Raw genomic sequence first — 24,968 nt, 5'->3', positions numbered from 1 at the left:
GTGGTGGTCAGGGGTGCGCGGTACGCAGGCCGGTCCAGAACGCCGGCTCGCCGTAGTTGTGCTTGAGGAAATCTATCCACAAGCGCACCCGCAGCGGCAGGTGCTTGCGCTGCGGGAACACCGCGTAAATCCCGTTGGGCGGCGCATCGAAGTCCTGCAGCACCGCCACCAGTTTGCCGGCGGCAATTTCAGCCTCGACCTCCCAGGTGCTGCGCCAGGCAATGCCGTAGCCGGCCATGCACCAGTCGTGCAACACCTGGCCGTCGGAGCAATCCAGCGGGCCGCCAGGCTTGAGATGGATGACCTCGCCATCGACCTGGAACGCCCAGCCCCGCGTCTGTGAAGCGTCGCTGGACAGCGTCAGGCAGTCAAATTTCGCGAGTTCGGTGGGGTGCTGTGGCGTGCCGTGGCGCTGCAGGTAGCCGGGCGTGGCCACACACAGGCGGCGGTTGTCGGCCATGCGCACACTGACCAGCGAGGAATCGGGCAGGTCGCCGACACGCACCGCGCAGTCAAAACCCTCGCCCGCCAGATCGACCACGCGGTCGCTGAGGTTCAGTGAAATGGTGACGTCGGCATGCAACTGGCGAAACAGCGGCACCAGCGGCGCCACATGGCGGCGGCCAAACCCGGCCGGCGCGGTGATGCGCAGATGCCCGCTGGCCTTGACCCCGCCAGCCGACACGCTGGCTTCGGCATTGGCCACGTCGATCAGCAGGCGCTGGCAGTCTTCCAGAAAGGCACTGCCTTCATGGGTCAGCGAAATCCGCCGCGTGGTGCGCACCAGCAGCTTGACGCCCAGACGTTCTTCCAGCGCATCAAGCCGCCGTCCCATGATGGCCGGTGCCACGCCCTCGGCGTTGGCCGCCGCGGTCAGGCTGCCGCGCGTGGCCACCGAGACGAAAGACTCCATCTGTTTGAGTTTGCTCATGACCCGCGATTATGAACACAAAAGGTGGCAATGGGACGTTGGAGGTCTTTATTGCGCTGCCGCTGCCGCAGCGTGTATCAATGCGTAGCGGCATCGAGGCCGCGCTTCAGACGAATGCGATTCGGCAAAGGCACGGACCGCCGGAGTACCTCTTCGCCCAGCCACAGCGCCGAGCGCCGGGCGCGCTGGGCCACCGTCGGCAACGGCATCTGCTGGTAGTCGTCGTTGAAGACTTCAAAGCTGTAGTCCCCGCGGTACCCCAGGCGGTGCAAACGGCTCACCAGGGCGGCGAGGTCGGCGCTGTGCACGCCTTCCCCGGGGAACACCCGGAAATGCCGGGCCGTGGCGATGCGCTCCTCCACCGACTTGATCTCGGTCCACATGAAGTCGGCCAGCTGCACCAGGAAGATCTTGGCGGGATCGAGCATGTCGAGTTCGTCCAACGGGGTCCGGGTCGCAAACATGTGAAACGAGTCAAAACCCAGACCCAGGTTGGGCATGTCGGCCTGGCAAATGAGCTCCCAGGCCTGCGGAAACTCATTGACGGTGCGGCCCCAGGACAGGGCTTCATAGGCGATCCGGATGTTCATCGGAATCGCCAGCATGGCCAGTTTGCGCAGGTCCCTGACCAGCGCCTGCGTCTCGCCGCTGGCATGCACCGAGGTCGAGGAGCAGATCAGCAGCAGTCGGCAACCGAGCGCATGGCACATCTCCAGCATGGACTTGGCAATGTCCACCTTGTAGTCGTGCAGGTGGCCCGACAGGCCCTCGAAATCACGCAGCACCTGAAAGCCGGTCACACGCAGGCCGCTGGCGCGCACGGCGGCCACCGCCGCGTCCAGCCCATCGGAGTGGCCCACCAGGTCCCGCGCGGCCAGCATGATCTGGGTGAACCCGGCGTCGCGCACGGCCTGGAGCTTGGCCTCGAGAGGCCCGGCCAGCGAGATGGTGTCCATCCCGAAGTCGGCGATATTTCCGCTGTCGTGGTTCATGGTGATCAGCCCCGTTCGTCGTGCACGAGCTCGAAACTCACACTGCCCAGCCAGGTGTGGGTCAGGGCGCCCCGGTCTTCGGTGTGCACACTGCGCGATTCGACAAAGGTTACGCCGCGCCGGCCGAGTTCGGCCACCGTGGCCAGCACATCGGCCGTGCCCAGGCCGATGCGCTGCAGGGCTTCGTCGTCCTCGACATCGAGCACCCCGGCTTCGGGCTCGATCAGCTGGATGTAAAAACGCGACGCGGGCGGGCACGGACTGCGCAGAATCCGACCCTTGGGCAGGATGCCGAAGCGCTGCTCGGCGGGCAACTCGGCAAAGCCGAACAACTCGCGGTAAAACTCGGACCAGTCCTCGGCGCGGTCATTGCCGATGTATTGCACGACGCCGAAAAAATGCAGGCCCGCCACCGCCGGCGGGTGCGGGTCCACCCCGGGAATCGGCACGAAGTCCACGTCGTAAATCGAAAACCTGTCGTAGCGGTCGACAAAATAGATGCGGCTGGTGCCCACGCCATGGATCGCCGGGATGTTCAGCTCCATCACCTCGACGCGGGGCGGCACGGCCCAGGCGCCCCGCTCCAGCGCGCGGCGGTAGGCGGCTGCGGCATCGCGCACGCGCAGCGCCACGGCGGCGATCACTGGCTTGTCCTGCGGTCCTGCCGCGTTGGGCAAGGCCGGCGTGTGGGCATTGACAATCACGTTGATGGCGCCCTGCCGGTAAAGCAGCACCTCGCGCGAGCGGTGCCGGGCCACCGGCCGGAAACCCATCATCTCCAGCACCTGGCCCAGCGCCTGCGGTCGGGTCGTGCTGTATTCGATGAACTCGATGCCGTCCAGCCCGAGCGGGTTGGCGGCCTCCGCAATCGCTTCCCGGTCGGCGGCTGTGGCCTGGCGTGGGGTGTTCATGGGGTTCTCCCTTGGGGTTGAGCAGTTCGACACATGAGACGACTTTCCGCCCGGCGGCGTCAGTAGCTCAGACGTGCCACCGAACGCAGGGCCTCGGGCGTTGCCGCGCCGAAACCGAAAAACTCGAGGTAGGCCGGAATCTGCTCGAACAGCATGTCCGAGCCCACCTGCACCTGGCAGCCGCGTGCCTGCGCCGCGCGCAGAAAGGCCGTCATCTCCTTTTTCATCACGACTTCGCCCGCAAAGGTCGATGGCGCCATGCGTGCCACATCGACCGGCAACGCGTCCCCGTCATTCATGCCCAGGGGTGTGGCATTGACCACCAGGTCGTAGCCGGCCGGGTCGTTGCTGCCGGTGCCGACCTGCAACGCCGGGTAATGCTTGCGCAGACGGGCGCCCAGCGCCTCGGCAGACGCCGGATGCACGTCATGCAGGCCAATCGCGCCAATGCCTGCCGCCGCCAGCGACGCCGCAATCGCCGATCCCACGCCGCCACTGCCGACCACGAGCACGCGGGCGCCTGCCAGCTTCAACCCCTTGCGCAACACGCCGCGCACAAAACCGGCGCCGTCGAACATGTCGCCGAGCAGGCTGCCGTCGGGACGGCGCAGGACGGCGTTGCAGGCGCCGGCAATTTCCACGGCCGGCGTGCATTCGTCCAGCAACGCCACGGTGCTCACCTTGTGCGGCATGGTGATCAGCGCGCCGCGGATGTTGGTGAGCTTGAACAGGCTTTTGAGCACCTGCGGGTAGTCCTCGGGCTTGACGCCCATGGGCACCACGACCGCGTCGATACCGGCCTGTTCAAACCAGGGGTTGTAGATCATCGGCGCCTTGAAGGCCTCGGTCGGGTAGCCGAGGTGGGCTATCAGGGTGGTGGTGCCGCGGATCATGTCCGCCTCCCGCAGGAGGCAGCGCGCGCGGCGTGGCCGCCGGAAAGAACGCTCAGGTCAGGGTTCATGCAAATCAGACAAGGGGATATCGTGCGGCCCGGCGCCCGGGGCCAGGCCCCGGACGCGCAGGCGTCTGCTTCTTATTTGCGCAGCTTGGCCAGCTCGGCCATCAGCTCATTGACCGTGGACTCGCCCACACCACCGGAGTACTTGGCGATCACCGGCTTCATCCGGTCGCGCAGCTTGGTCATTTCGGCGGGCGGCAATTCGGTGACCTGCATGCCGGCCTTCTTGAGGGCTTCCAGAGTGGCGCCCGCCGCATCACGCGATGCCTGACGCTGGTACTTGCCAGCTTCGACGGCAGCGTCGGCCAGCAGTTTTTTCTCGTCGTTGCTCAGGGTGTCCCAGAACTTCTTGCTGATGATGACCGACTGCGGGTTGTAGACATGGTTGGTCAGGGTCAGGTGTTTCTGGACCTCGGCGAACTTGTTGGCCAGGATGGTGCTCAGCGGGTTCTCCTGGCCGTCCAGCGCCTTGGATTCCAGCGCCGCATAGACCTCGGGGAAAGCCATGGGGGTGGGGTTGGCATCGAGCGCCTTGACCCAGTCCAGATTGATGGGGTTGGGAATCACGCGGATCCGCAGGCCGGCCAGGTCTTCCACCTTGTTGATGGGGCGTTTGCTGTTGGTCATGTTGCGAAAACCCAGCTCCCAGTAGGCCAGACCGACCATGCCTTTTTCCTGCAGCTTGTCGTGCAGTTTTTTACCGAAGGGGCCATCAACCACGGCATCGGCTTCCTTTGCATTGGCAAACAGGAAGGGGAAGTCGTACACCGCGAACTCCTTGGCCTGGCTGGCCAGGATGCCGGAGTTCAGCACCACCATTTCAATGGTGCCGCCCTGCAGGCCCGACACGTTGGGCGCATCCCCGCCAAGCACGCCGCCGGGAAACAGGTTGACCTTGATCTTGCCGCCCGACTTGGCGGTGACGATCTCGGCGAACTTCTCCATGCCCATCACGATGGGGTGGCCCTTGGGGTTCTGGTGGGCGAACTTGATCGTGCGCTCCTTGATGTCCTGGGCAGAAGCCAGGCCGAAGGCGGCCAGGGCGGCGGCAGCCACCAGGGTTTTGATCATCAGACGTTTCATGGTTGTCTCCTCGGGAAAGTTCAAAGTACGCAAACAGGGAGGGTGCAGGACCTGGCGTACCAGACACGCCCTGCTCCATGGAAATCACGATCTGCGCAGGGCTGCCTCCGACGGCAGCACAGCAAGACAAGCGGCAAGCATGGCGGCGGCATGTTCAGCCATAGAACCAGCGCGCTGGCACCATGACAATCTGGGGGAACAGCACCATCAGGAACATGACCGAGAACTGGGCCAGCATGAAGGGCCAGACCCCGCGGGTCACCTCGTCCATGCTGACCTTGCCGACACCGGCGACGGTGTTGAGCACCGTGCCCACCGGCGGGGTGATCAACCCGATGGCGTTGTTGATGATGAATAACACGCCGAAATAAACCGGGTCGATGCCCGCGGCCTTGACGATGGGCATCAGCACCGGCGTCAGGATCAGGATGGTGGGCGTCATGTCCATCGCCGTACCCACCACCATCACCAGCAGCATGATGGCCATCATCAGCAGTTTGGGACTGTCCAGCAGCGGCTGCAGCAGCGTCACCACCTGCGCCGGCAACTGGGCCACCGTGATCAGCCAGGCCGACACCATGGCCGCCGCCACCAGGAACATGATCACCGCCGTGGTTTTGGCTGCCGCGAGAAACAGGCCGTACAGCTGGCTCAGCTTGAGCTCCCGGTAGATCAGCGTCGAGACCAGCAGCGCGTACACAGCGGCCACCACCGCCGCTTCGGTCGGGGTGAACACGCCGAATTTCAGGCCGACCACCACAATCACCGGCAGCACCAGCGCAAAGGTGGCGTCCCGGAAGGCGGCAAGGACCTCGGCGCGGGACTTGCGCGCCGGAACCGCGACGGCTTCCTTGCGCGCCACCCACCACCAGGTCAACCAGAGCGCTGCGGCGAGCAGGACGCCGGGCGCAATGCCGGCCATGAACAGTTTTGAAATCGACACGTTGGCAGCCACGCCAAAAATCACGAAGCCGATGCTGGGCGGAATGATGGGCGCGATGATGCTGGCCGACGCCAGCAGGCCGGCGGATCGCGCCTTGTCGTGCCCGGCCGCCACCATCATCGGCAGCAGCAACGCCGACAGGGCTGCCGCGTCGGCGACGGCCGAGCCCGACAGGGCGGCCATCATGACCGCGGCCACGATGGCCACATAACCCAGACCGCCCTTGATGTGGCCCACCAGCGTCATGGCGAAGATGACGATGCGGCGCGACAGGCCGCCCGCGTTCATCACCTCGCCGGCGAGCATGAAGAAGGGCACGGCCAGCAGCGGAAAGCTGTCGGCGCCGTTGATCACGTTCTGCGCCAGGATCTGCGCGTCGAACATGTCGAGGTGCCACATCAGCGCGGCGCCGCACAGCAGCAGGGAAAAGGCAATGGGAATGCCCAGCGCCATGGCGGCGAGCAGGGAGCCCAGGAAAATGGCGATGGTCATGCGGTGTTCCTGCGGCTAGCGGGCGAGCGGTTGCTCTTCGTGAGGCACTTCTTCGTTTTCCCGAATGCCGACCAGTTCTTCGCTGGTGAGTTGGCCCGTGAGCAGGCGCCACAAATCGCTGAGCAGGATCAGCGCACCCGAAACGGCAAACACCAGGCCACAGCCGTAAAACAGCGCCATGGACACTTCCATCGCTGCACTGGTGGAGTCCCAGTTGATCTTGACCTGGTCCAGGGTGCCCCTGAAGAGCAGCCAGCAGATGAACAGCATGAGGACATGCCCCAGACCCAGGCAGATTTTCTTGCCCAGCACCGGCAAGCGGGCTACCAGCATGTCCGTGCCCAGGTGGGCGCGCTCGTGGAGTGCGACGATGGCGCCCAGAAAGGTCAGCCAGACGAACAGCCAGCGCGACAGTTCCTCGGAGACCGCGATGCCGGAGTTGAAGGCGTAACGCAAGACCACATTGGTGAACACCAGCACCACCATGAGCGCGAGGCTGGCGGCCATCAGCCAGGACAAAAGCTGGCAGTAGCTGTTGATGACTTTCCGGACCATGAATGTCTCCTGCAGGCGCTGCGAAAGGCGCCTGAAGCCATTAATGTACGAACTAGTTAGTTTCTATGAATCAGTATTTACCCTTGGCAGGGCGCCGGGACCGCTTAAGCGCGTACGAAGCGCACGACCATTTCGATGACGCTCTCGCGCCGCGCGGCCACCGCCTGCGGGGAGCGGGCATCCTGCTTGAAGATCAGGCCGAAGGTGTGCTGGTTGGACACATTGAAAAAGGTCAGGGCCGAGATCGAGGCGTGGATGTCGATCGGATCCAGGCCGGGCCGGAACACCCCGGAGGCCACGCCGCGGTCGTAGAGCTTGCGGATGGCCTGGATCGCGGGCACGTTGAGCTGCTGGATGCTTTTGCTCTGCGCCAGGTAGGCGCCGCGCTCCATGTTCTCGGTCATCACGAGCCGGATGTAGTCCTGGTTGTCATGGTGATGGTCGAAGGTGAAGCCCACCAGCCGGCGCAAGGCCTCTTCGGGCGGCAGGTCTTCAAGGTGCAGTTCGGCCTCGATGCTGCGCATGCGGCGGTAGGCTTCCTCGAGCACCGCGATGTACAGGCCCTCCTTGCTGCCGAAGTAGTAATAGATCATGCGCTTGCTGGTGCGCGTGGCCGCCGCGATCTCGTCGATGCGCGCGCCGCTGAGCCCCTTGCTGGCGAACTCCACAGTCGCCACTTCGAGAATCCCGGCCATGGTCCGGGCCGGATCGTTGGTGCGGGTGGTTTCGCGAACCGCGGTTTTGGCCACCGGCTTCGCCGGGCGCGCGGAATGTACTGACTGGTTCATTTCGGCAGTATAGAGGCGCAGGCGGCCGCCAGCCCGGCGCGCGCCACCTGCTTATCCCGCAACAATCTTTCCGCCCTGCAGGGCCTCGATGTCCGCCTCGCCATAGCCGAGCTCCTGCAGCAATCCCAGCGTGTGTTCGCCCAGCCGGGGCGGGTTCAGGCGCACGCCGGGGCGCTCGCCGCCCAGGGTCAGGGGCAGCAGCGGCACGCGGGTTTCCCGCCCGTCGGGCAGCCTCAAGGGCGCCAGGCCGCCGGTCTGCTGCAAATGCGGGTCCTCAAACAGGTCCTCGGGCCGCGTGATGGGCGCAAACGGCAGGCCGTGCTGCTCGAACAACGCGCTGAGTTCGGCCGCCGTTCGCGGCGCCAGGCGTTCGCGCAGCTGCGGCAGCAGCCAGTCGCGGGCACGCACGCGGTCGTTGTTGCTGTCCAGCCGCGGGTCGGCGCGCAGGTCGGCAAACCCGAAGGCGTCGCAAAACAGCTGCCACTGCGTGTCGCTGACCACGGCCAGAAAGATCTGTGCGCCGCCGTGCACGGTGAACACGTCGTAAATGCCCCAGGCCGAGATGCGGCCCGGCATGGGCGCGGCTGGCTGGCCGGTCACGGCAAACTGCATCATGTGCTGGGCCACCAGGAACACGTTGTTTTCAAACAGCGCCGCCTGCACCTCCTGGCCCTTGCCGGTTTGGGCGCGCGCAGCCAGCGCCGCCATGGCGCCGATGGCACCGAACATGCCGCCCATGATGTCGTTGACGCTGGTGCCGGCGCGCAGCGGGTCGCCGGGCCGGCCCGTCATGTAGGCCAGCCCGCCCATCATCTGCACAACTTCATCAAGCGCGGTGCGGTGGTCATACGGGCCGGGCAGAAAACCCTTGTGGCTGACATAAATCAGGCCTTGGTTGAGTTTCGACAGGCTGGCGTAGTCGAGCCCCAGCTTCTGCATGGTGCCGGGCTTGAAGTTCTCGCTGACGATATCGGCGGTCGCCACCAGCTTGAGCGCAATCTCCCGGCCCTGCGCCGTCTGCAGGTCCAGGGCGATGCTTTTCTTGTTGCGGTTGAACAGGGGGAAAAACCCCGCGCCGGAGCCGATCAGCTTTCGGGTGTTGTCCCCGGTGACGGGCTCGACCTTGATGACCTCCGCCCCCAGATCGGCCAGCACCATGCCGCAGGTCGGGCCCATGACCATGTGGGTGAACTCGACGACGCGCACGCCGGCATAAGGCAGGCTTTGGCCTTGCCCGCTGGAGGGAGCTGCTTCAGGCATGGACGGCTCCCTGCACAAAGCCCCGGGGCAGACCGGCCTGCGGCGTCATGCCGTAAAGAGGTTCACCCGGCAAACCCGTCTTCAGCGGCTCGCGCGCGGCCAGCAATTTCACGATATCAACGCCGGTGCGCAGGCCCATGGCCTCGAACATGAACACCAGGTCCTCCGTCACCACATTGCCCGAGGCGCCCGGCGCATGGGGGCAGCCGCCCAGGCCGGCCAGCGACGAGTCGAAGGTGCGCACACCCTCCTCGTATGCGGCCAGGCAGTTGGCCAGACCCAGACCGCGCGTGTTGTGCAGGTGCGCCGCGCCGGCCTTGTCGCCAATCTCGGCACGCAACCGCCTGAAGAGACGCCGGACCTGCGCCGGATTGGCATACCCCGTGGTGTCGGACAAGCCCGTTTCGTCGGCACCGGCGGCAATGCACTGTGCCGCCAGCCAGATCACCTCGTCTTCGGCCACATCGCCTTGCAAGGTGCAGCCGAAGGCCGTTGAAATGCCGGCTTCCACTTTCACGCCGGGCGCTGTGTCATTGCGCAGCTCGACGATGCGGCGGACCTCTTCGATCATTTCTTCGCGCGTCTTGCGCACATTGGCCAGCGAATGCGCGGCGCTGGCCGAAACCGGAATCGTCAGTTTGTGCACGCCAGCGGCCAGGGCGGCCTCGGCGCCCCGTGCGTTGGGCACCAGGGCCATCACGGTCAGGCCGGGCAGGGTCAGCGCGTGGCTCACCACCTCGGCCGCGTCGGCCATTTGCGGCAGGTGTTTGGCCGGCACAAAGGAACAAACCTCGATTTCGCGCAGGCCCGCGTCGTACAGGGCCGTGATCCAGCGCCGCTTGCAGGCCGTGGCCATGATGCGGGAGACACTTTGAAGGCCGTCGCGCGGACCGACCTCGCTGATCAGCACATCGTTGTCGGGATTGACTTGCATGGCATCCAATATTCTGTAAGATGGAATGGTATTCTTTTTTGTGAAATATTGAAGCAGAGTCCCGGCGCTGTCAAGCGGGGCCCGTCAGGAGAGCCGTTCATGCCGCGCAAAGCCCAGACCGAATCCGTCGCCGATGCCCATGCCGCGCCCGGTGGCGCCGCCGCCGTGGACCGCGCGTTGTCGCTGCTGGCAGCGTTCCGGGCCGGCGACACCGCACTGGGCCTGGGCGATCTGGCGCAGCGCACGCAGCTGTACAAAAGCACGGTGCTCAGGCTGCTGGCCTCGCTGGAGCACGCGCGGCTGATTCAGAAACTGGACGACGGCCGTTATGCGCTGGGTGCCGGGGTGGCGCGACTGCACAGCGTGTACACCGCCTCGTTTTCGCTGGACCGCGTGGTGCTGCCGGTGCTGCGCCGGCTGGTGGCAAGCACCGGCGAAAGCGCGGCCTACCACGTGCGCCAGGGCGAGGCGCGCCTGTGCCTGTACCGGGTGGACTCGCCGCACCCGATCCGTGACCACATCCGGGCCGGCGATGTGCTGCCCGCAGATCGCGGCACCGGCGCCCGCATACTGATTGCGTTCGATCCCCGGCGGGCAATGGCCAGAGACATCAAGAACCGCCGGCTTTACGCCCAGATCCGGGAACAGGGCTACTACACGGCCGTCGGCGACCGCCTCGCTGAAGTGGCCGGTATTTCAGCGCCGGTATTCAAGGCTGACGGTACGCTGGCGGGCGCACTTACCCTGACCATGCCAGCGTCCCGCTACGATTTGAAATGCGTCAAACCGGTGCTCGAAGCTGCCCGCCATCTCAGTGGCCTGCTCTGATGCCTCACTGCGGCGTCGGGTCGCGCGCTGACACGGACTCCGGAGTGACGGGCGGCGGCACGGTGGCCGATTGCGGTGCTACCGTCTGGCCAGAATCGTCTTGCGCGCGCAGGGCTTGGTCCTGGCCTTGGGCCTGGGCCTGGGACTCCGCCTCATAGGCGGCGCGTGCCCAATCACAGTATTTGAAAAATGCATCCTGAAAAGCCAGGCTGTCGGGCTCGCAATTGCATGTCGCCGCAGCGCGCCCGCACCAGACGAGCGCGAAGACCAATACCAAAATAGGCGTGTTCATGGTGATCCCCTTCTGATTGAGCGTCAATATTGGATACTGTCGTCCCGCCGCTGACGCGCTGGCGGGGTCTGCGGCCCGGTTGACTGTCCGTCAAAACGCGCCCGGCGCTCTTCAAATACCTTCCTGGCGTCGACGACCGACGCATGCTCGGGACGTGGCACCGGCACGCCGGCCGCCGGAGGGCGGAAGGCCAGGGCGGCATCCTGGTCTGGGCTGGTACTGATCCCGATCCAGGCCAGACCTGCCACGGCCAGCAGGCAAACGACGCTCTTCAGCACCGCGCCGACCACCCTGGCAGGTTCATAACGCATCTCGCGCAACAGCCTTTCTTTTTCATCATGCGTCAACATAACAATTCCCCTTTCCGAAGGTAAAAAGTCAATTGCCGGACCAGGCCGGCCGAAGCCACCGGCCGGCACGACGTCAAAATGCCTGGACATGCTCTTCCGGCTCTTTCGCCTGGTTGATGTAGTGGTCCGGGAAATAGTCGAACTCAGCGCTGATGCTCCCACCCGCCTTCACCTCGGGGGTTGCGGTACTCTGTCCGCTTCCGCGACCGGGTTGCGTCCATTGAGCGGCCGCGACAAGCAGCACGGCGGCGAGAATCGCGAGCGCCACGGCGACAGGATGCCTGGTGCGGCGTGTCGGCGCGGGCGGGCTCTCCTTGCCATGGCCGGGAGCATTGAAGTGTTGTTCACGTGTATTCATGACTGCCTCCTTGGTTTTGCACCGGATTGGCCGCCCCGATGCCATGCGGAAGAAGCTCGTTGGGTTCGCCTTCTTGTGATGACATTCTGGGCGGCCGGGAGACGCCGGGGAATCAGGCTGAAGCGCTACCACCAATGGCCTGGCCAGCGCCGCGACGGCAACAAAAAATCGTTCAAATACAAGCTGTTGTTAATTTTTTGACGCTTCGATCCCGCAAAAGACTAAGCTACGGCTCAAGTCCTATGACCTTGGTCATGGGGTGGAAAAATACGCCGCCATCTACCGCGCAGGGGAATGCAGATGAAAATTCTGACTGTCGACGATCACCCGTTGATTCGCGATGCGCTGCGCCAGGTGCTCGGGGCACTTGATGAGCGCATCGAACTCCTCGAGGCGCAAAACTGTACCGAGGCAATCGAGCAGGCGGCGGGCAATCCCGACCTCGCGCTGATACTGCTCGACCTGACCTTGCGGGGCAGCGACGGCTTTGTGGCCTTGCGCGAGCTGCGCAATCACTACCCTGCGGTACCGGTCGTCGTACTTTCGGCTTCGGACCAGTCCGAGGTCGTTACACGCGCCATCGACGGTGGCGCCATGGGTTTTATTCCCAAAACGTCAACCGGTCAGGGCCTGCTCAGCGCGCTTCGCCTGGTGCTTGCCGGCGGGGTTTACCTGCCTCTGGAAGTGCTTCACCGGTCTTCCGCAGACGGGTCAACGACATGGCCCGCGATGTCCACGAATGCCCCGCGCGAGATCGGACTCACCGAGCGCCAGGCCCAGGTGCTCGCGCTCGTGGTGCAAGGCAAACCCAACAAGCTTATCTGCCGCGAACTGAATCTGGCCGAGGGCACCGTCAAGATTCATGTGACAGCGATATTGAAAGCGCTCAACGTCACCAACCGCACGCAGGCGGTGATCGCGGTCAGCCAGCTCGGTCTGAAGCTCGGCGCCATCAGCGCCGGGACGCAGACTCCTGGCGGCGCATAGGGCCGAGCCAGCAGGGTGGTCCAGAGAAACGAAACGTGAACGGGGAAATCAGCGGCGGTTGATCCATGGCCATGACGCTGGCGCCTCTTTCCCCGATGGCCGGCCGATGGACATTCGCATCGATGCGGGGCAATCAGTCACGCGCCGGTGGCCGGGCGGCTATGACTTCTGTCCTATTCCACCCATCAGGGGACACGCGTATGGTAGGGCCAGCAGTGCCTGCGGCCGAATGACAGGCAGCACGGGAGAACATGGCAGACGGCGTTGAATCGCTCAAGGAAACGGCAATGACCCACTGGCTTCCGGAATGCAATGACCCTCCGACGACGCGGGAGTCGTGTCTTGTCTGATGCCGATTTGGCCGCCATCGCGCCGGCAGCCCGCGCGGCACAAGGCCCCGTCGATCCGGCGTGGGCCGCCCACCTGCGGCGCCAGCAGCTGGATCTGCTCGCCCGCCAATGGACACGCTCGCCGTTCGCGATCGTGATCGCCTGCGCCTTCGTCGCCTACACCGTGCGCAATCACGCGCCGCTTGCATTGGTCGGGGGCTGGACGCTGGTATTGACTGCGCTGCTCTTCGCGCGGCGCAGGTTCGTTCAGGCCCTGTTGCGCGAACCGCCCGCCGACACGCCACGCGCGCTCGATCATCTGGTCTGGTTCGCCTTCGCAAACGGCCTTCTCACGGGGATCGCGGCGCCGCTCTTCTTTACCGCGCTTCCGGGCGAAGAACGGGCGTTGCTCACCATGATTCTCGTGTGCTGGACGGCGGGCGGCGTCGCCACTGCCGCGGCCTATGCGCGGGCCTTCTACGCCTATGTCGCACCGGCACTGCTGCCAATTGCAGCGCTCTGGGCGCTGACCGGGGTACCGGCAAACATCGTGCTGGCCGTGTTGATCGTGCTGTTTGGCCTCATCCAGGTGTTCTTCGTTCGCGACAACGAACGCGTGGTGCACGAATCCTTCCTGATCCGCTACGAAAACGAGCGGCTTCTCGACGCGCTCGAGCGCGAGCGGCAGGAGGTGCTGCTCGCACGCGACCGCGCCGAGGAAGCTAGTCGCGCCAAGAGTCACTTTCTTGCGGCAGCGAGTCACGACCTGCGCCAACCGCTGCATGCGCTGTCGCTTTACAGTGCAGCCCTGAGCCTGCGCACGCCGGACGGCCCGGTGGGAGAAATCGCGGGGCACATCGTGCAGACACTCGATTCACTGTCGGCATTGCTGGACTCGCTGCTCGACATCTCCAGGCTGGATGCAGGCGCAGTACGGCCGGAACTCCGGCGCGTCAACGTGAAAGCAGTGCTCGAGCGCATCGAGGCTGATTTCCGGCCGGTAGCAAGCGCGAAGGGACTGGCGTTCCGCGTTACTGCGCTTGATACTGAGGTGGAAACCGATCCTGTGCTGCTCGAACGCGTGGTGCGCAACCTCGTGGACAACGCGTTCAAGTACACGGCGGCGGGAAGCGTCATGCTCGCCACAGAATCCGGCGAGCGCACGGTGCGCATCACGGTTCGCGACACAGGCGCGGGCATTCCCGCTGCCGAGCGGGAACGCATTTTCGGGGAGTTTTACCAGATCGGCAACCCGGAACGCGACCGCTCACAGGGGCTCGGGCTGGGACTCTCAATCGTGCAGCGGCTCGCGCGTCTGCTCGGGCTGCAGGTGGAACTCGACAGCGAACCGGGACGCGGCTCGACCTTCGCCATCACGCTGGCGCACGCGGCGCGGAGTGGCGCCGCATCGCCCGGAGCGCCTGCACCCGCGAAAACCGGAACACCTGTGTTCGACGCAGCCCGCGTGCTGGTCATCGACGACGAGCCCGCCGTGCGCCTCGGAATGCGCACCCTGCTCGAGTTGTGGGGTTGCAGGGTCGCCGCCTGCAGCGGCTATGCGGAGGCGGAACGGCTGATTGACGATGACGCGCTCGACGTCGACCTGATCATTGCCGATTTCAGGCTGCGACAGGGCGAGAGCGGAATTGAAACCGTGCACCGGCTGCGCGCGCGCCTGGGCGACGTGCCGGCGCTGCTGGTGAGCGGCGACACCGCGCCGGAGCGGTTGCGGGAAGCGCAGGCCAGCGGCATGCCCCTCCTGCACAAACCGGTGCCGGCCGACAAGTTGAAGCAAGCGATGGCCGGGGTACTGCGGCGCTGACGCAGCGCCGCGCGCTCTGCAACCGGGGAGAAATCACCATGGGATATCGTCCGGAATGGCTTTCGGCGGGAGCCGAAGTACTGGTCACGGAGCTTGACGCGAACGAGAAAGCCGGCCAGCCGACTGTTCTCGACGCGTTGGTCGTCGGCAGCGGTTACGGCGGCGCGGTGGCCGCGGCGCGGCTCGCTGGCGCCACCAGATCCGATGGAAAAAAACTCGATCTCTGCGTGCTCGAGCGCGGACGCGAGTATGTTCCCGGCACGTTCCCGTCCCGCTTTTCGGATCTGCCCGGGCACGTGCGTTTCAGCCGCTTCGATGATCCGAAACCCAAGGGCCGGGCGGACGGACTGTTTGACTTTCGCATCGGCGAGGATACAAGCCTGCTGCTCGGCAACGGACTGGGCGGCGGATCGCTCATCAACGCCAGCGTGGCGGAGCGCCCGCCGGAAGACGTGTTTGGCGAGGCGGCCTGGCCCGCGGCCTTGCGCCGCGATCGGGACATGCTGCGGGACTGCTTCGCTCAGGCGGAACGGATGCTCGGCGTGGAGCCGGCCGACGTGCGCGGACTGGCCAAGTACGAAGCGCTGCGCGGCTTCGCGCGCGCCATCGACGCCCAGGTGCGGCCGGCGAACATTGCCGTGCATTCGAAAGACGAAAACAACCCGCAAGGCGTGCCGCAGAAGGCCTGCACAGGCTGCGGCGATTGCGTCACCGGCTGCAATTTCTGGGCAAAGAACACCCTTGCGATGAACTACCTGGCCGAGGCCCGGCGCTGCGGCGCGCGCCTGTACACGAACGCGACCGTATCGCGCGTGCAACGCGCCACGGACCACTGGCTCGTGCATTTTCGTCTGACGGGCCCCCGGCATCCGCCCCTCGATCCGCCGGAGCGCATCGTGCGCGCACGGCACGTCGTGCTCGCCGCCGGCACGCTCGGCTCGACCGAAATCCTGATGCGCTCGCGCGCGGGCGGCCTGCGTGTGTCGGCCGAACTCGGCCAGCGCTTCTCCGGCAACGGCGACATGCTCAGCGTGCTCTACGGACAGTCGGCAGAGGTCAACGCGGCCCCCGAAGCCGCTTCTGACTTTACCGCGCGCCATGTCGGGCCGACCATCACCGGGCTCGTCCAGTCCGGCGCGACGCGCGCCGGACGGGTGGTCATCGAGGAATTGTCGATTCCCGCGCCGCTGCGGCGTATTTTCGAGGAGATCGTGACCACCGGCGCAGTCCCGGTCCGGCTCGCGAAATCCGACTGGAGCGCGCATTGCGGGGACGTGCCGGATCCGGCGGCCGTGGATCCGGACGCGATTCGGCGCTCGCAGATTTTTGCAGCCATGGGCGACGACGGCGCCCGTGGCCGGCTCGAGATGATCGACGGCTGGGAGACCGCCAATAGCGACGGCGACGGCGCGCTCCGGGTGCAGTGGGACAAAGCCGGCGCCCATCCGCTCTACGCGCGGCAGGACGACTTGCTGCGCCGGTCGGAAGCGCTGGGCGGCCTCTACCTGCGCAGCCCTTTGTGGAAACCGCTGCCCGACGCGCTCTCCGGGATGCTTTCCGGACCCACGCCAAGCGGCAAGCTCTTTTCCGTGCACCCGCTGGGCGGTTGCCCAATGGGCGACGACGCACAGTGCGGCGTGGTGGACGACCTCGGCCGCGTCTTCGATCCCTCGGACAAGGACAATCCCGCGCGCACTCACGACGGCCTGCTGGTCCTTGACGGTTCCATCGTGCCCATGGCCCTCGGGATCAATCCCCTGCTGACCATCACGGCCCTCGCGGAACGCGCCATCGCCGGCTACGTCGCGCTGCAGAACTGGACGACCGGCGGGGAGGCTGCGCGCGTGGCGCTGGCGTCTCCACCGCCGCTGCCGAAGGTCGAGCTGCCGCCGCAAGCGTCGACCGTCTTCCGTTTTACCGAGCGGATGACCGGCCATCTCGTGCTGGTGCCGGGAGACCGCGCACGGGAAGCCGTGCTGGAAGTCGAATTCGGCGAGATCGGCAACGTGCCGAAATTCCTGCGCGAGGGTCCGCACGAAGTCAAGGTCGCCCACGCGACGCTTGCGCTCAAGGACGGCCCGTCCGTTGCCCTCAAGGGAACCGTGTACTGGATGGAGCGCGGCACAACCCGGGGCGCCGGGCGCGCGGCCCGCGCGATCTGGACCTGGCTTTGCACACGCGCCATCAGCGACTGGTTCCAGCGCAAGCGTGAGAAAGGGCTGGGGGAAGCCCTCCGGACACTGTTCCGGAGCGGCCCGGTACTGGCACTTGCCACGCGCGTGGGAGAGCAGCGCTATCTGCGCTACGAGATGGAACTCGATGAAGCGCTCGAAATCTCAGGCAAGACCGTGCTGCCGCGCGGCACCCGCATCCAGGGCTTGAAAACGCTCCAGTATGTCCGCGGCGGCAATCCGTGGCAGCAGCTTTCAGAGCTGGCCATCACCCTGACGCTGCCCGAAGGCGGCCGGCAGCAGGCCGGCACGCTGCGCATTGCCGCGCTGCATCTGCTGCAGCGCTTCGCTGCGCAGTTCCAGATCGTGCGGCAACTCGACCGGCCCACCGCCATCCTGGACGTGGCATCCATCGCGCTCTTCATGGCGCGGATCGCGCTCCAGATTCACTTCTGGAGCCTGCGCGCGCCAGAGTACGAGAAGTACGATCCGGACCGGGCCCGGCGCCGGCTGCCGGGCCCGCTCGACGGCCTGCTGCTGGAGCGTTACCGCGTGCTGGTGAAAGCGCGCGACGGCGCGGAGCCGATCGCGCTTCCGCTCGCACGCTATTTCCAGGGCGCGAGCGCTGGCAAGCCGCCGGTACTGCTGATTCACGGCTTCGGTGCGAGCGGCGCGCAGTTCGCCCACCCCCAACTGGAGCGCAATCTGGTGCGCCATCTCTGCGAGCGTGGCTTTGACGTGTGGGTGGCCGAACTGCGCACCAGCATTGCGGTGCCCTCGTCCTTCGACCAATGGACCCTGGACGAGGTGGCGAAGGAGGATATCGGCAAGATCATGGACCAGGTCCGGAATGTGACGGGCCACCCCGAACTCGACATCGTCGCGCACTGCATCGGCTCGGCGATGTTCTGCACTGCGGCGCTGGCCGGCTGCCTGGACGGCCGCGTGCGCCGCGCGGTGCTGCTCCAGGTGGGACCGCTGATCACGCTGTCGCAAGGCAATCAGCTCCGGGGATATGTCGCCTCCGCGCTGCGCCGCTACATGCTCACCGGCCATGTGGACAGCTCGATCGATGACCGCGCCGGATGGTTGGACGTACTGATCGACCGGCTTGCCTCCACCTATCCGTACCCGGACTCGGAAAAACAGGCGCATCTGCTGCGGCCATGGCGCAAGCCGCATACGCATATCGCCAACTGCAACCGCTCGGCGGCGGTATTCGGACGACTCTTCCAGCATGCGAACGTGGACGCGAAGCTGCTTGACGCGCTTGGCGACCTGCTGGGCCACACCAACCTCAAGACCTTCGAGCAGACGCTGCAATACGCGTTCGTCAAGCGGCTGACCGACTACGACGGCTGCAATGCGTATGTCACCGACAGGCAGGTCGGGGATCATTTCCGCTTTCCAGTCCTGTTTCTGCACGGTGCCGAAAACCAGGTGTTCGCCCCGGAAACCACGCGTCGCTCCCAGAAACTGCTGAAAGACGTTTTCGGCGAGGCCCATCCGGCGCTGCGCGAGGTGATCCCCGGTTACGGCCACCTCGACCCGCTGATCGGCCGGGAGGCCGAATCGCTGTTTTTCAGCCGCATTTCGCGCTTTCTCCTGCGCGATGACCTGAAGCCGGCCACTGCCGCGCTCATTCACCACCGGCGCTATCCAAGACCGCCCCTCATCGGGCCCGTGCTGGGCTGGACGCGCAAGGAGAACGGCCGATGGGTCGCGCGGCTGTGGTGCCGCACCGACGACGAGCACTCGGATGCACGGTTTCTCGTGGGGGTCGTGCTCAGGGACGGCCAGCCCGTTGCCGGTCACTCGTTCTGGGCGCCCCTGCACCGGAAAATGGGCGCCCTGTCGGGATCGCTCGATCTGCAGGGCGTCATCGACGTGACGCTTCCGGACGCAGCGGGCGATTATGAGATCGCGGTTCTCGGTGCCTACGCCTCGACCGACGCCAATATGCCCCCGGACACAGCCGCCTTTGAACTGGATCAGCCAACCGGGGATGCGCTTGCACAGAACGCCCCAACGACCGACATGAAAGAGCAATTTGCCGCGCGGGCGGTCATGGGTGGGCCGCTCAACGACGCTTATGGCCGGGCGGTCGCCGAATTGCGCACGTCAAAGGACTGGCGCGCCCAGGCCCAGGCCAGCGGGAACGCGCGGCGCACCTGTGACCCGGGCTACGAGGGACGCCCCGATTCGGCGAAACTGTCGAAAGCGCTGCTCGAAAGACTCTCGCCCGACCGGGGCAGGCTCGATTTCGCGCTTGCCAGTTGCCGCTACCCGGCCTCGCTGATGGACCGGGAGCAGGCAGACGCGATGTTCGGCCGCCTTCGTGGTTTTCTCGAGACCGAGGGTGCGGGAGCGCCCGCGCTGCTGCTGCTGGCGGGTGACCAGATCTACGCCGATGCCACGGCCGGGCTGTTCGACGCCGGCAATCGCCGGGCGCGCTTCTACGACGCCTACCGCGAGGCGTGGACCGCGCCGAACGCGCGCGCGGTGCTGCGCCAGTTGCCGGTTTACATGATGATGGACGACCACGAGGTGAGCGATAACTGGCATCCCGCCGAAAAGGACGAGGGCAACATGCGGGCTTGGGGTCTTGCGGCATTCGAGGAGTACCAGCTTTCCCATTCGCCCAGGGGCCTTGATCCGGACCGGCTGCAGCGGGAGACCCCGCCGGCCTATCACTATGGGTTCGAGGCCGCGGGATTTCCTTTCTTCGTCTGCGATACGCGCACCGGCCGCGTGGGACACGACAAGATCATGTCCGACGGACAGTTCGAGGCGCTAACCGGCTGGCTGGAGAGAAACAACCGCGACAACCGGCCGAAATTCGTGCTGTCACCGAGCATCGTCGTGCCCTTCGAGGCACGGGGCGCGACGCCACGGCAAGACGCCGCCCACGCCGCGCCCTCCGACGACTGGAACGCGTTTCCCGAATCCTTGCACCGGCTGTTCGACTTCATCGCCGGACACGGAATTCAAAACACTGTGTTCCTGTCCGGCGGCCCGCATTTCTCGATGTCGGGCCGGATCCGGCTCGACAGGGCAGGCGCCGCGCCTCTGCACGCACTCAGCATCGTGGGGTCGCCGCTGTATGCGCCCTTCCCGTTTGCAAACAGGGAGCCGGCCGAATTTCTCGGCGACAGCTCCTTCGACCTGCCCGGCATGGGCGGCGCTGCAAAAATGCATTACCGCATCGACCCGGACAGCATCGTCCGCGGCGACAGCCTGACGCTGGTCAGCGCACATCCTGAGGGTGCGGGCTGGCGCGTGAACGTGAACGTGCATGGTCGTGAAGGTCCGCCGCACGAAACGTCGTTCGATCTGCCCTGATGCGGCAACCGGCATTACCAACAATATAGTCACGGATAAATCACTTATTAATCAATTAATCTTTGTCGAAGTATCAAATACAGTCTACCCATGGAAAAACCCAAAACCGGGCGCGTCGTGCCACGGGCTGTTCTTTTTGATGCCTACGGCACGCTGTTCGACGTTTACAGCGTGGGCCTGCTGGCGGAACAGCTGTTTCCGAGCCAGGGCCAGGCGCTGGGCGTGCTCTGGCGCGACAAGCAGATTGAATACACGCGGCTGGTCACCACCAGCAATGACGGCCAGTTTTACCAGCCCTTCTGGGACCTGACCCGCGCCGGCCTGCGTTACGCCTGCAAACGCCTGGGCCTGGACCTGACGGCCGAACGCGAGGAGCGGCTGATGAACCAGTACCGCCACCTGTCGGCCTTTCCGGAAAACCGCGAGGTGCTGCAGGCCCTGAAAAAACGCGGCATCGTCACCGGCATTTTGTCCAACGGCGATCCGTCGATGCTGGACGTGGCCGTCAAGTCCGCCGGGCTCGGGGACCTGCTTGACCATGTGCTCAGTGTCGACAGCATCCGCAAATACAAGACCCACCCCCAGGCCTATGCGCTCGGGCCGCAGGCCACGGGGCTGGCCGCAGCACAGATCGCCTTTGTCAGCTGCAACAGCTGGGACGCGCTGGCCGCGACCTGGTACGGCTACCAGACCCTCTGGGTCAACCGTTACGCCCTGCCCTTCGAGGAGCTGGGCACGCAGCCGTCGCGCACCGGCAGCAATCTGCGCGACGTGCTGGGTTTCTTCCCGGCGGGATAATCCGTTTCACTGTTTCGACCTTCCTTTTTCTTTTTCCTTCTTTTTTGCCCTTTTTTGAGGTTCCCCATGACGACAACAACCCCACGCACATCGCTCCACGGCCTGCAGGTGGCCACGGTTTTGCAACGCTTTGTTGATGACCAGGTCCTGCCCGGCACCGGCGTGGACCGCGCCGCCTTCTGGAAGGGTTTTGACGCCATCGTGGCGGACCTGGCGCCGAAAAACATTGCCCTGCTGGCCGAGCGCGACCGCCTGCAGACCGAGATGGACAGCTGGCACAAAGCCAACCCCGGACCGATTGCCGACATGAAGGCCTACCGCGCCTTCCTGGAAAAAACCGGCTACCTTGTGCCCTCGCCGAAAACAGTCACCATCACCACGGGCAATGTCGATGCCGAACTCGCCAAACAGGCCGGCCCGCAACTGGTGGTGCCCGTCCTGAATGCGCGTTATGCGCTGAACGCGGCCAATGCGCGCTGGGGCTCGCTGTACGACGCGCTGTACGGCACCGACGTGCTCTCCGAAGACAACGGCGCTGAAAAAGGCAAGGGCTACAACCCGGTGCGCGGCGCCAAGGTGATCGAGTACGCACGTCATGTGCTGGACCGCACCGCGCCGCTGGTCAAGGGCTCGCACATCGATTCGACCGGCTATGCGCTGCGCGGCGGCAAGCTGGTCGTCACCCTCAAGGGCGGCAAGAACACCACGCTGGCCGACACGAGCCAGCTCGTCGGTTACCAGGGCAAGGCCTCGGCACCGTCGTCGGTGCTGCTGCAGCACAACGGCCTGCACATCGACATCCGCATCGACCGCGGCACGCCCATCGGCAAGACCGATCCGGCCGGCGTCAGCGACCTGGTCATCGAAGCGGCGCTGTCGACCATCATGGACCTGGAAGACTCGGTGGCGGTGGTCGATGCCGACGACAAGGTGCTGGCCTACAGCAACTGGCTGGGCATTCTGCAGGGCACGCTGACCGAAAGCGTCACCAAGGACGGCAAGACCTTCACCCGCGGCCTGAACCCGGACCGCGAGTACACCTCGCCCAAGGGCAAACCCGTCACCCTGCATGGCCGCTCGCTGATGTTTGTGCGCAATGTCGGCCACCTGATGACCAACCCGGCCATCCTCTACACCGCCACCGACGGCTCGACGAAAGAAATCCCCGAAGGCATCCTCGACGCCGTCATCACCACCACGATTGCGATTCACGACCTCAAGCGCAAGGGCAAAAAAGGCATCAGGAACTCGCGCAAGGGCTCGGTCTACATCGTCAAGCCCAAGATGCACGGTCCGGCCGAAGTCGCCTTTGCCGCCGAGCTGTTCAGCCGTGTCGAAAAAATGCTGGGCCTGCCGGACAGCACCGTCAAGCTCGGCATCATGGACGAAGAGCGCCGCACCAGCGTCAACCTGAAAGCCTGCATCGCCGCGGCGAAAAGCCGCGTCGCCTTCATCAACACCGGCTTCCTGGACCGCACCGGCGACGAGATGCACACCGCCATGTACGCCGGCCCCATGATCCGCAAGGGCGACATGAAAAGCAGCGCCTGGATTGCGGCTTACGAGAAGAACAACGTGCTGGTGGGCCTGTCCTGCGGCCTGCGCGGCAAGGCGCAGATCGGCAAGGGCATGTGGGCCATGCCCGACCTGATGAAAGCCATGATGGAGCAGAAGATTGCCCACCCCCTGGCCGGCGCCAACACCGCCTGGGTCCCCAGCCCGACCGGCGCGACGCTGCATGCGCTGCACTACCACCAGGTCAAGGTCAACAAGGTGCAGAAAGACCTCGAAAAAATCGATGCCAACAAGGAGCGCAACGCCCTGCTGAACGGCTTGTTGCAGGTGCCCGTCACGGCCACGCCCGACTGGAGCGCCGAGGCGAAACAGCAGGAACTCGACAACAACGCCCAGGGCATCCTCGGTTATGTGGTGCGTTGGATCGACCAGGGCGTGGGCTGCTCCAAGGTGCCCGACATCCACAACGTCGGCCTGATGGAAGACCGCGCCACCCTGCGCATCTCCAGCCAGCACATGGCCAACTGGCTGCTGCACGGCGTGGTGACGAAAGCGCAAGTGAAGGAGACCTTTGAACGCATGGCCGCCGTGGTGGACAAACAGAACGCCGGCGACCCGCTGTACCAGCCCATGGCCGGCCATTTCGACACGTCAGCAGCCTACAAGGCGGCCTGTGATCTGGTCTTCAAGGGCTTGGAGCAGCCGAGCGGCTACACCGAGCCGCTGCTGCACGCCTGGCGGCTGAAGGTGAAGGCCGGCAACGCCTGACCTGCTACCGAATCAATAGCTGCCTCCGCCCGTTCCATCAGGCCGGGGCAGGATTTGATACACAAACCCACCTCCACGGCGTCTTTGGACGCCGTTTTTTCTTTTTTTCATTGCAGGGCTGCAACGGGCCCGGACCAACACCCTCCCACCACAGCGCGATGCGCTGCGGTTGTCACCTCACCGTAACCGGCCTCAGCCAGCCACAGCCCGTCGCTGACCGCTCAGCGCGCCGTCCGGTCGCGCATCCAGCCGCTGTAGTCCTTGTCGGTCAGCAGCGTCCACAGGGCCAGGACGGCGATGGCCAAGCCGGCCGCCACCGCATTGAGTGTGGCCTGTCCATGTGTGCTGAATCCGAGAACCCAGGGCGAGGCGACCAGCCACAGGCCCAGCGCTCCTTCGGTCCACTCCTCCCAGGCACGCGGGACAAAAATGGCGCCCAGTGCCACGGCAACCAGCGCCGCGCCGACGATGACCGCGTTCAGCATGATCATCCGCTCATCCTGGAAACCCAGCGCCCAAGGTGAAAGAAGGACCCAGAGACCCAACAAGGCATTGATCGGGTCTTGCCAGTGTTTCAGTTGCTCCATGGTGACACCTCCTGACAGCGGGGAAAAAAAGGATCCGCTGCGAGAGGTTCGACCTCACCCGGCCCGGTTTGTTCCCGGGGGGCTGGTCCCTGGTGCGGTGAAGATTGACCCTTGAATCCAGCGGGGCATTCCGCGCGTATCCCTTCCAGGCGGACAACACGCTGACGCGCTGTGGCGGATTCCACAGACCAACAACCCTCAACAGGAGTCTCACTATGAAAAAACTACTCATTGCAGCCGGCGTTGCCGTTTTACTCAGCGCTTGTGCCGGTGGCATGTCCGGCAGCCAGATGGCCGGCGGCCCCTCGGTCATGGTCGGCGGCGCCGCCATGTTCCCGACCAAGGACATCGTTGACAACGCCGTCAATTCCAGGGACCACACGACGCTGGTGGCCGCCGTCAAGGCTGCCGGCCTGGTCGACACGCTCAAGAGCCCCGGCCCGTTCACCGTGTTTGCACCGACCAACGCCGCGTTTGACGCCCTGCCGGCCGGCACCGTCGCCACGCTGCTCAAGCCCGAGAACAAGGCCCTGCTGACAAAAATCCTGACGGCCCACGTGGTACCCGGCAAGCTCGACGCTGCCGCCCTGAGCCAGCGCGTGATGGCCGGCAATGGCCGGGCTACCCTGACCACCGCCAGCGGCGACAGCCTGGTGGTCACGGCCAGCGGCTCCAATGTGATGGTGACCGACGAAAAAGGCGGCACGGCGATGGTCAGCATTGCCAACGTCTACCAGTCCAACGGCGTGATCCACGTGGTCAACAAGGTGCTGGTGCCCAACTGATCCCGGGTTGCGCGACCCCAGGGCGGGGCCGCCAGGCCGGCAGCGCCGCCGCCCACGGCAAAGCCACAACAAACTGCAACGGTTTGTTGTGGCTTTGACCGTTCCGGCCCGGCCACACACCAACAGTGAGCGCCGGCAGACAGGCTGCAGCAGTTGCACGGGGCGCCCCGATTCGCTATGCAAAACATA

The 24,968-nt window shown here is 65.2% G+C and carries 21 protein-coding genes; 7 read left to right on the top strand and 14 right to left on the bottom strand.

Features of this window, described 5'->3' with window-relative positions; translation table 11 throughout:
- Window positions 1-7 precede the first annotated feature (7 nt).
- The 10 genes from B7G53_RS11435 to B7G53_RS11390 all read right to left on the bottom strand — a co-directional run bounded on the left by B7G53_RS11435 (window position 8) and on the right by B7G53_RS11390 (window position 9,847).
- Window positions 8-931, bottom strand: coding sequence for a LysR family transcriptional regulator (locus B7G53_RS11435; protein ID WP_096667681.1), 924 nt, complete (start codon window positions 929-931; stop codon window positions 8-10).
- A 77-nt stretch (window positions 932-1,008) separates the two neighbouring features.
- On the bottom strand, window positions 1,009-1,923 hold the full coding sequence (locus tag B7G53_RS11430) for a sugar phosphate isomerase/epimerase family protein (protein ID WP_096667679.1): 915 nt from the start codon (window positions 1,921-1,923) through the stop codon (window positions 1,009-1,011).
- Window positions 1,924-1,928: 5 nt separating this feature from the next.
- Window positions 1,929-2,834, bottom strand: a complete 906-nt coding sequence (locus B7G53_RS11425) for a 4-hydroxyphenylpyruvate dioxygenase (protein WP_096667677.1) — start codon at window positions 2,832-2,834, stop codon at window positions 1,929-1,931.
- Window positions 2,835-2,893: 59 nt separating this feature from the next.
- Window positions 2,894-3,727 (bottom strand): shikimate dehydrogenase family protein, encoded by an 834-nt coding sequence (locus B7G53_RS11420; RefSeq protein ID WP_096667675.1) that lies wholly within the window; start codon window positions 3,725-3,727, stop codon window positions 2,894-2,896.
- 140 nt (window positions 3,728-3,867) lie between these two features.
- Window positions 3,868-4,875 carry a TRAP transporter substrate-binding protein gene (locus B7G53_RS11415; RefSeq protein ID WP_096667673.1) on the bottom strand — a complete coding sequence of 336 codons (1,008 nt, stop codon included), beginning with the start codon at window positions 4,873-4,875 and terminating at the stop codon, window positions 3,868-3,870.
- 154 nt (window positions 4,876-5,029) lie between these two features.
- Window positions 5,030-6,310 (bottom strand): TRAP transporter large permease subunit, encoded by a 1,281-nt coding sequence (locus tag B7G53_RS11410; protein ID WP_096667671.1) that lies wholly within the window; start codon window positions 6,308-6,310, stop codon window positions 5,030-5,032.
- A gap of 15 nt (window positions 6,311-6,325) precedes the next feature.
- Window positions 6,326-6,865: a TRAP transporter small permease gene (locus B7G53_RS11405; protein ID WP_096667669.1), complete on the bottom strand. Its 540-nt coding sequence runs from the start codon at window positions 6,863-6,865 to the stop codon at window positions 6,326-6,328.
- Window positions 6,866-6,969: 104 nt separating this feature from the next.
- Entirely contained in the window at window positions 6,970-7,653 is a 684-nt protein-coding gene (locus B7G53_RS11400; RefSeq protein ID WP_096667667.1) for a TetR/AcrR family transcriptional regulator, read from the bottom strand.
- A gap of 51 nt (window positions 7,654-7,704) precedes the next feature.
- A complete protein-coding gene (locus B7G53_RS11395) occupies window positions 7,705-8,913 on the bottom strand; it encodes a CaiB/BaiF CoA transferase family protein (protein WP_096667665.1) in 1,209 nt (402 codons plus the stop codon).
- Entirely contained in the window at window positions 8,906-9,847 is a 942-nt protein-coding gene (locus B7G53_RS11390) for a hydroxymethylglutaryl-CoA lyase (RefSeq protein ID WP_096667751.1), read from the bottom strand. Before B7G53_RS11390 ends, B7G53_RS11395 begins: the two co-directional genes overlap by 8 nt.
- Window positions 9,848-9,946: 99 nt before the next feature.
- On the opposite strand from B7G53_RS11390, the gene B7G53_RS11385 reads away from it, so the two are divergent.
- On the top strand, window positions 9,947-10,675 hold the full coding sequence (locus tag B7G53_RS11385) for an IclR family transcriptional regulator (RefSeq protein ID WP_096667663.1): 729 nt from the start codon (window positions 9,947-9,949) through the stop codon (window positions 10,673-10,675).
- 4 nt (window positions 10,676-10,679) lie between these two features.
- On the opposite strand, the gene B7G53_RS11380 is transcribed toward B7G53_RS11385, so the two are convergent.
- From B7G53_RS11380 to B7G53_RS11370, 3 genes are all read right to left on the bottom strand, one after another.
- Window positions 10,680-10,967 carry a hypothetical protein gene (locus B7G53_RS11380; RefSeq protein WP_141396324.1) on the bottom strand — a complete coding sequence of 96 codons (288 nt, stop codon included), beginning with the start codon at window positions 10,965-10,967 and terminating at the stop codon, window positions 10,680-10,682.
- Between the two features lie 23 nt (window positions 10,968-10,990).
- The gene (locus B7G53_RS11375) at window positions 10,991-11,317 is read right to left on the bottom strand and encodes a hypothetical protein (RefSeq protein ID WP_096667659.1); all 327 of its coding nucleotides are present in this window, start codon (window positions 11,315-11,317) and stop codon (window positions 10,991-10,993) included.
- A gap of 73 nt (window positions 11,318-11,390) precedes the next feature.
- Window positions 11,391-11,675: a hypothetical protein gene (locus tag B7G53_RS11370; protein ID WP_096667657.1), complete on the bottom strand. Its 285-nt coding sequence runs from the start codon at window positions 11,673-11,675 to the stop codon at window positions 11,391-11,393.
- Between the two features lie 300 nt (window positions 11,676-11,975).
- On the opposite strand from B7G53_RS11370, the gene B7G53_RS11365 reads away from it, so the two are divergent.
- The 5 genes from B7G53_RS11365 to B7G53_RS11345 all read left to right on the top strand — a co-directional run bounded on the left by B7G53_RS11365 (window position 11,976) and on the right by B7G53_RS11345 (window position 23,407).
- A complete protein-coding gene (locus tag B7G53_RS11365) occupies window positions 11,976-12,662 on the top strand; it encodes a response regulator (protein WP_096667749.1) in 687 nt (228 codons plus the stop codon).
- Window positions 12,663-13,004: 342 nt separating this feature from the next.
- Window positions 13,005-14,813 (top strand): ATP-binding response regulator, encoded by a 1,809-nt coding sequence (locus B7G53_RS11360; protein WP_176491341.1) that lies wholly within the window; start codon window positions 13,005-13,007, stop codon window positions 14,811-14,813.
- Window positions 14,814-14,851: 38 nt separating this feature from the next.
- Entirely contained in the window at window positions 14,852-20,326 is a 5,475-nt protein-coding gene (locus tag B7G53_RS11355; RefSeq protein WP_096667653.1) for an alpha/beta fold hydrolase, read from the top strand.
- A gap of 90 nt (window positions 20,327-20,416) precedes the next feature.
- Complete coding sequence (locus B7G53_RS11350) at window positions 20,417-21,124, top strand: haloacid dehalogenase type II (RefSeq protein WP_096667651.1); 708 nt, start codon at window positions 20,417-20,419, stop codon at window positions 21,122-21,124.
- A 66-nt stretch (window positions 21,125-21,190) separates the two neighbouring features.
- Entirely contained in the window at window positions 21,191-23,407 is a 2,217-nt protein-coding gene (locus B7G53_RS11345) for a malate synthase G (protein WP_096667649.1), read from the top strand.
- A 221-nt stretch (window positions 23,408-23,628) separates the two neighbouring features.
- Here B7G53_RS11345 and B7G53_RS11340 read toward each other — a convergent pair whose 3' ends face one another.
- Window positions 23,629-23,994 (bottom strand): SPW repeat protein, encoded by a 366-nt coding sequence (locus B7G53_RS11340; protein WP_096667647.1) that lies wholly within the window; start codon window positions 23,992-23,994, stop codon window positions 23,629-23,631.
- A 215-nt stretch (window positions 23,995-24,209) separates the two neighbouring features.
- On the opposite strand from B7G53_RS11340, the gene B7G53_RS11335 reads away from it, so the two are divergent.
- A complete protein-coding gene (locus tag B7G53_RS11335; protein ID WP_096667645.1) occupies window positions 24,210-24,779 on the top strand; it encodes a fasciclin domain-containing protein in 570 nt (189 codons plus the stop codon).
- Window positions 24,780-24,968: the final 189 nt, after the last annotated feature.

Origin of the sequence: Polaromonas sp. AET17H-212, from assembly GCF_002379085.1 — a bacterium.
In the GTDB taxonomy this organism is placed as follows: domain Bacteria; phylum Pseudomonadota; class Gammaproteobacteria; order Burkholderiales; family Burkholderiaceae_C; genus Polaromonas.
This window is presented reverse-complemented; position numbering and strand designations above follow the sequence as displayed.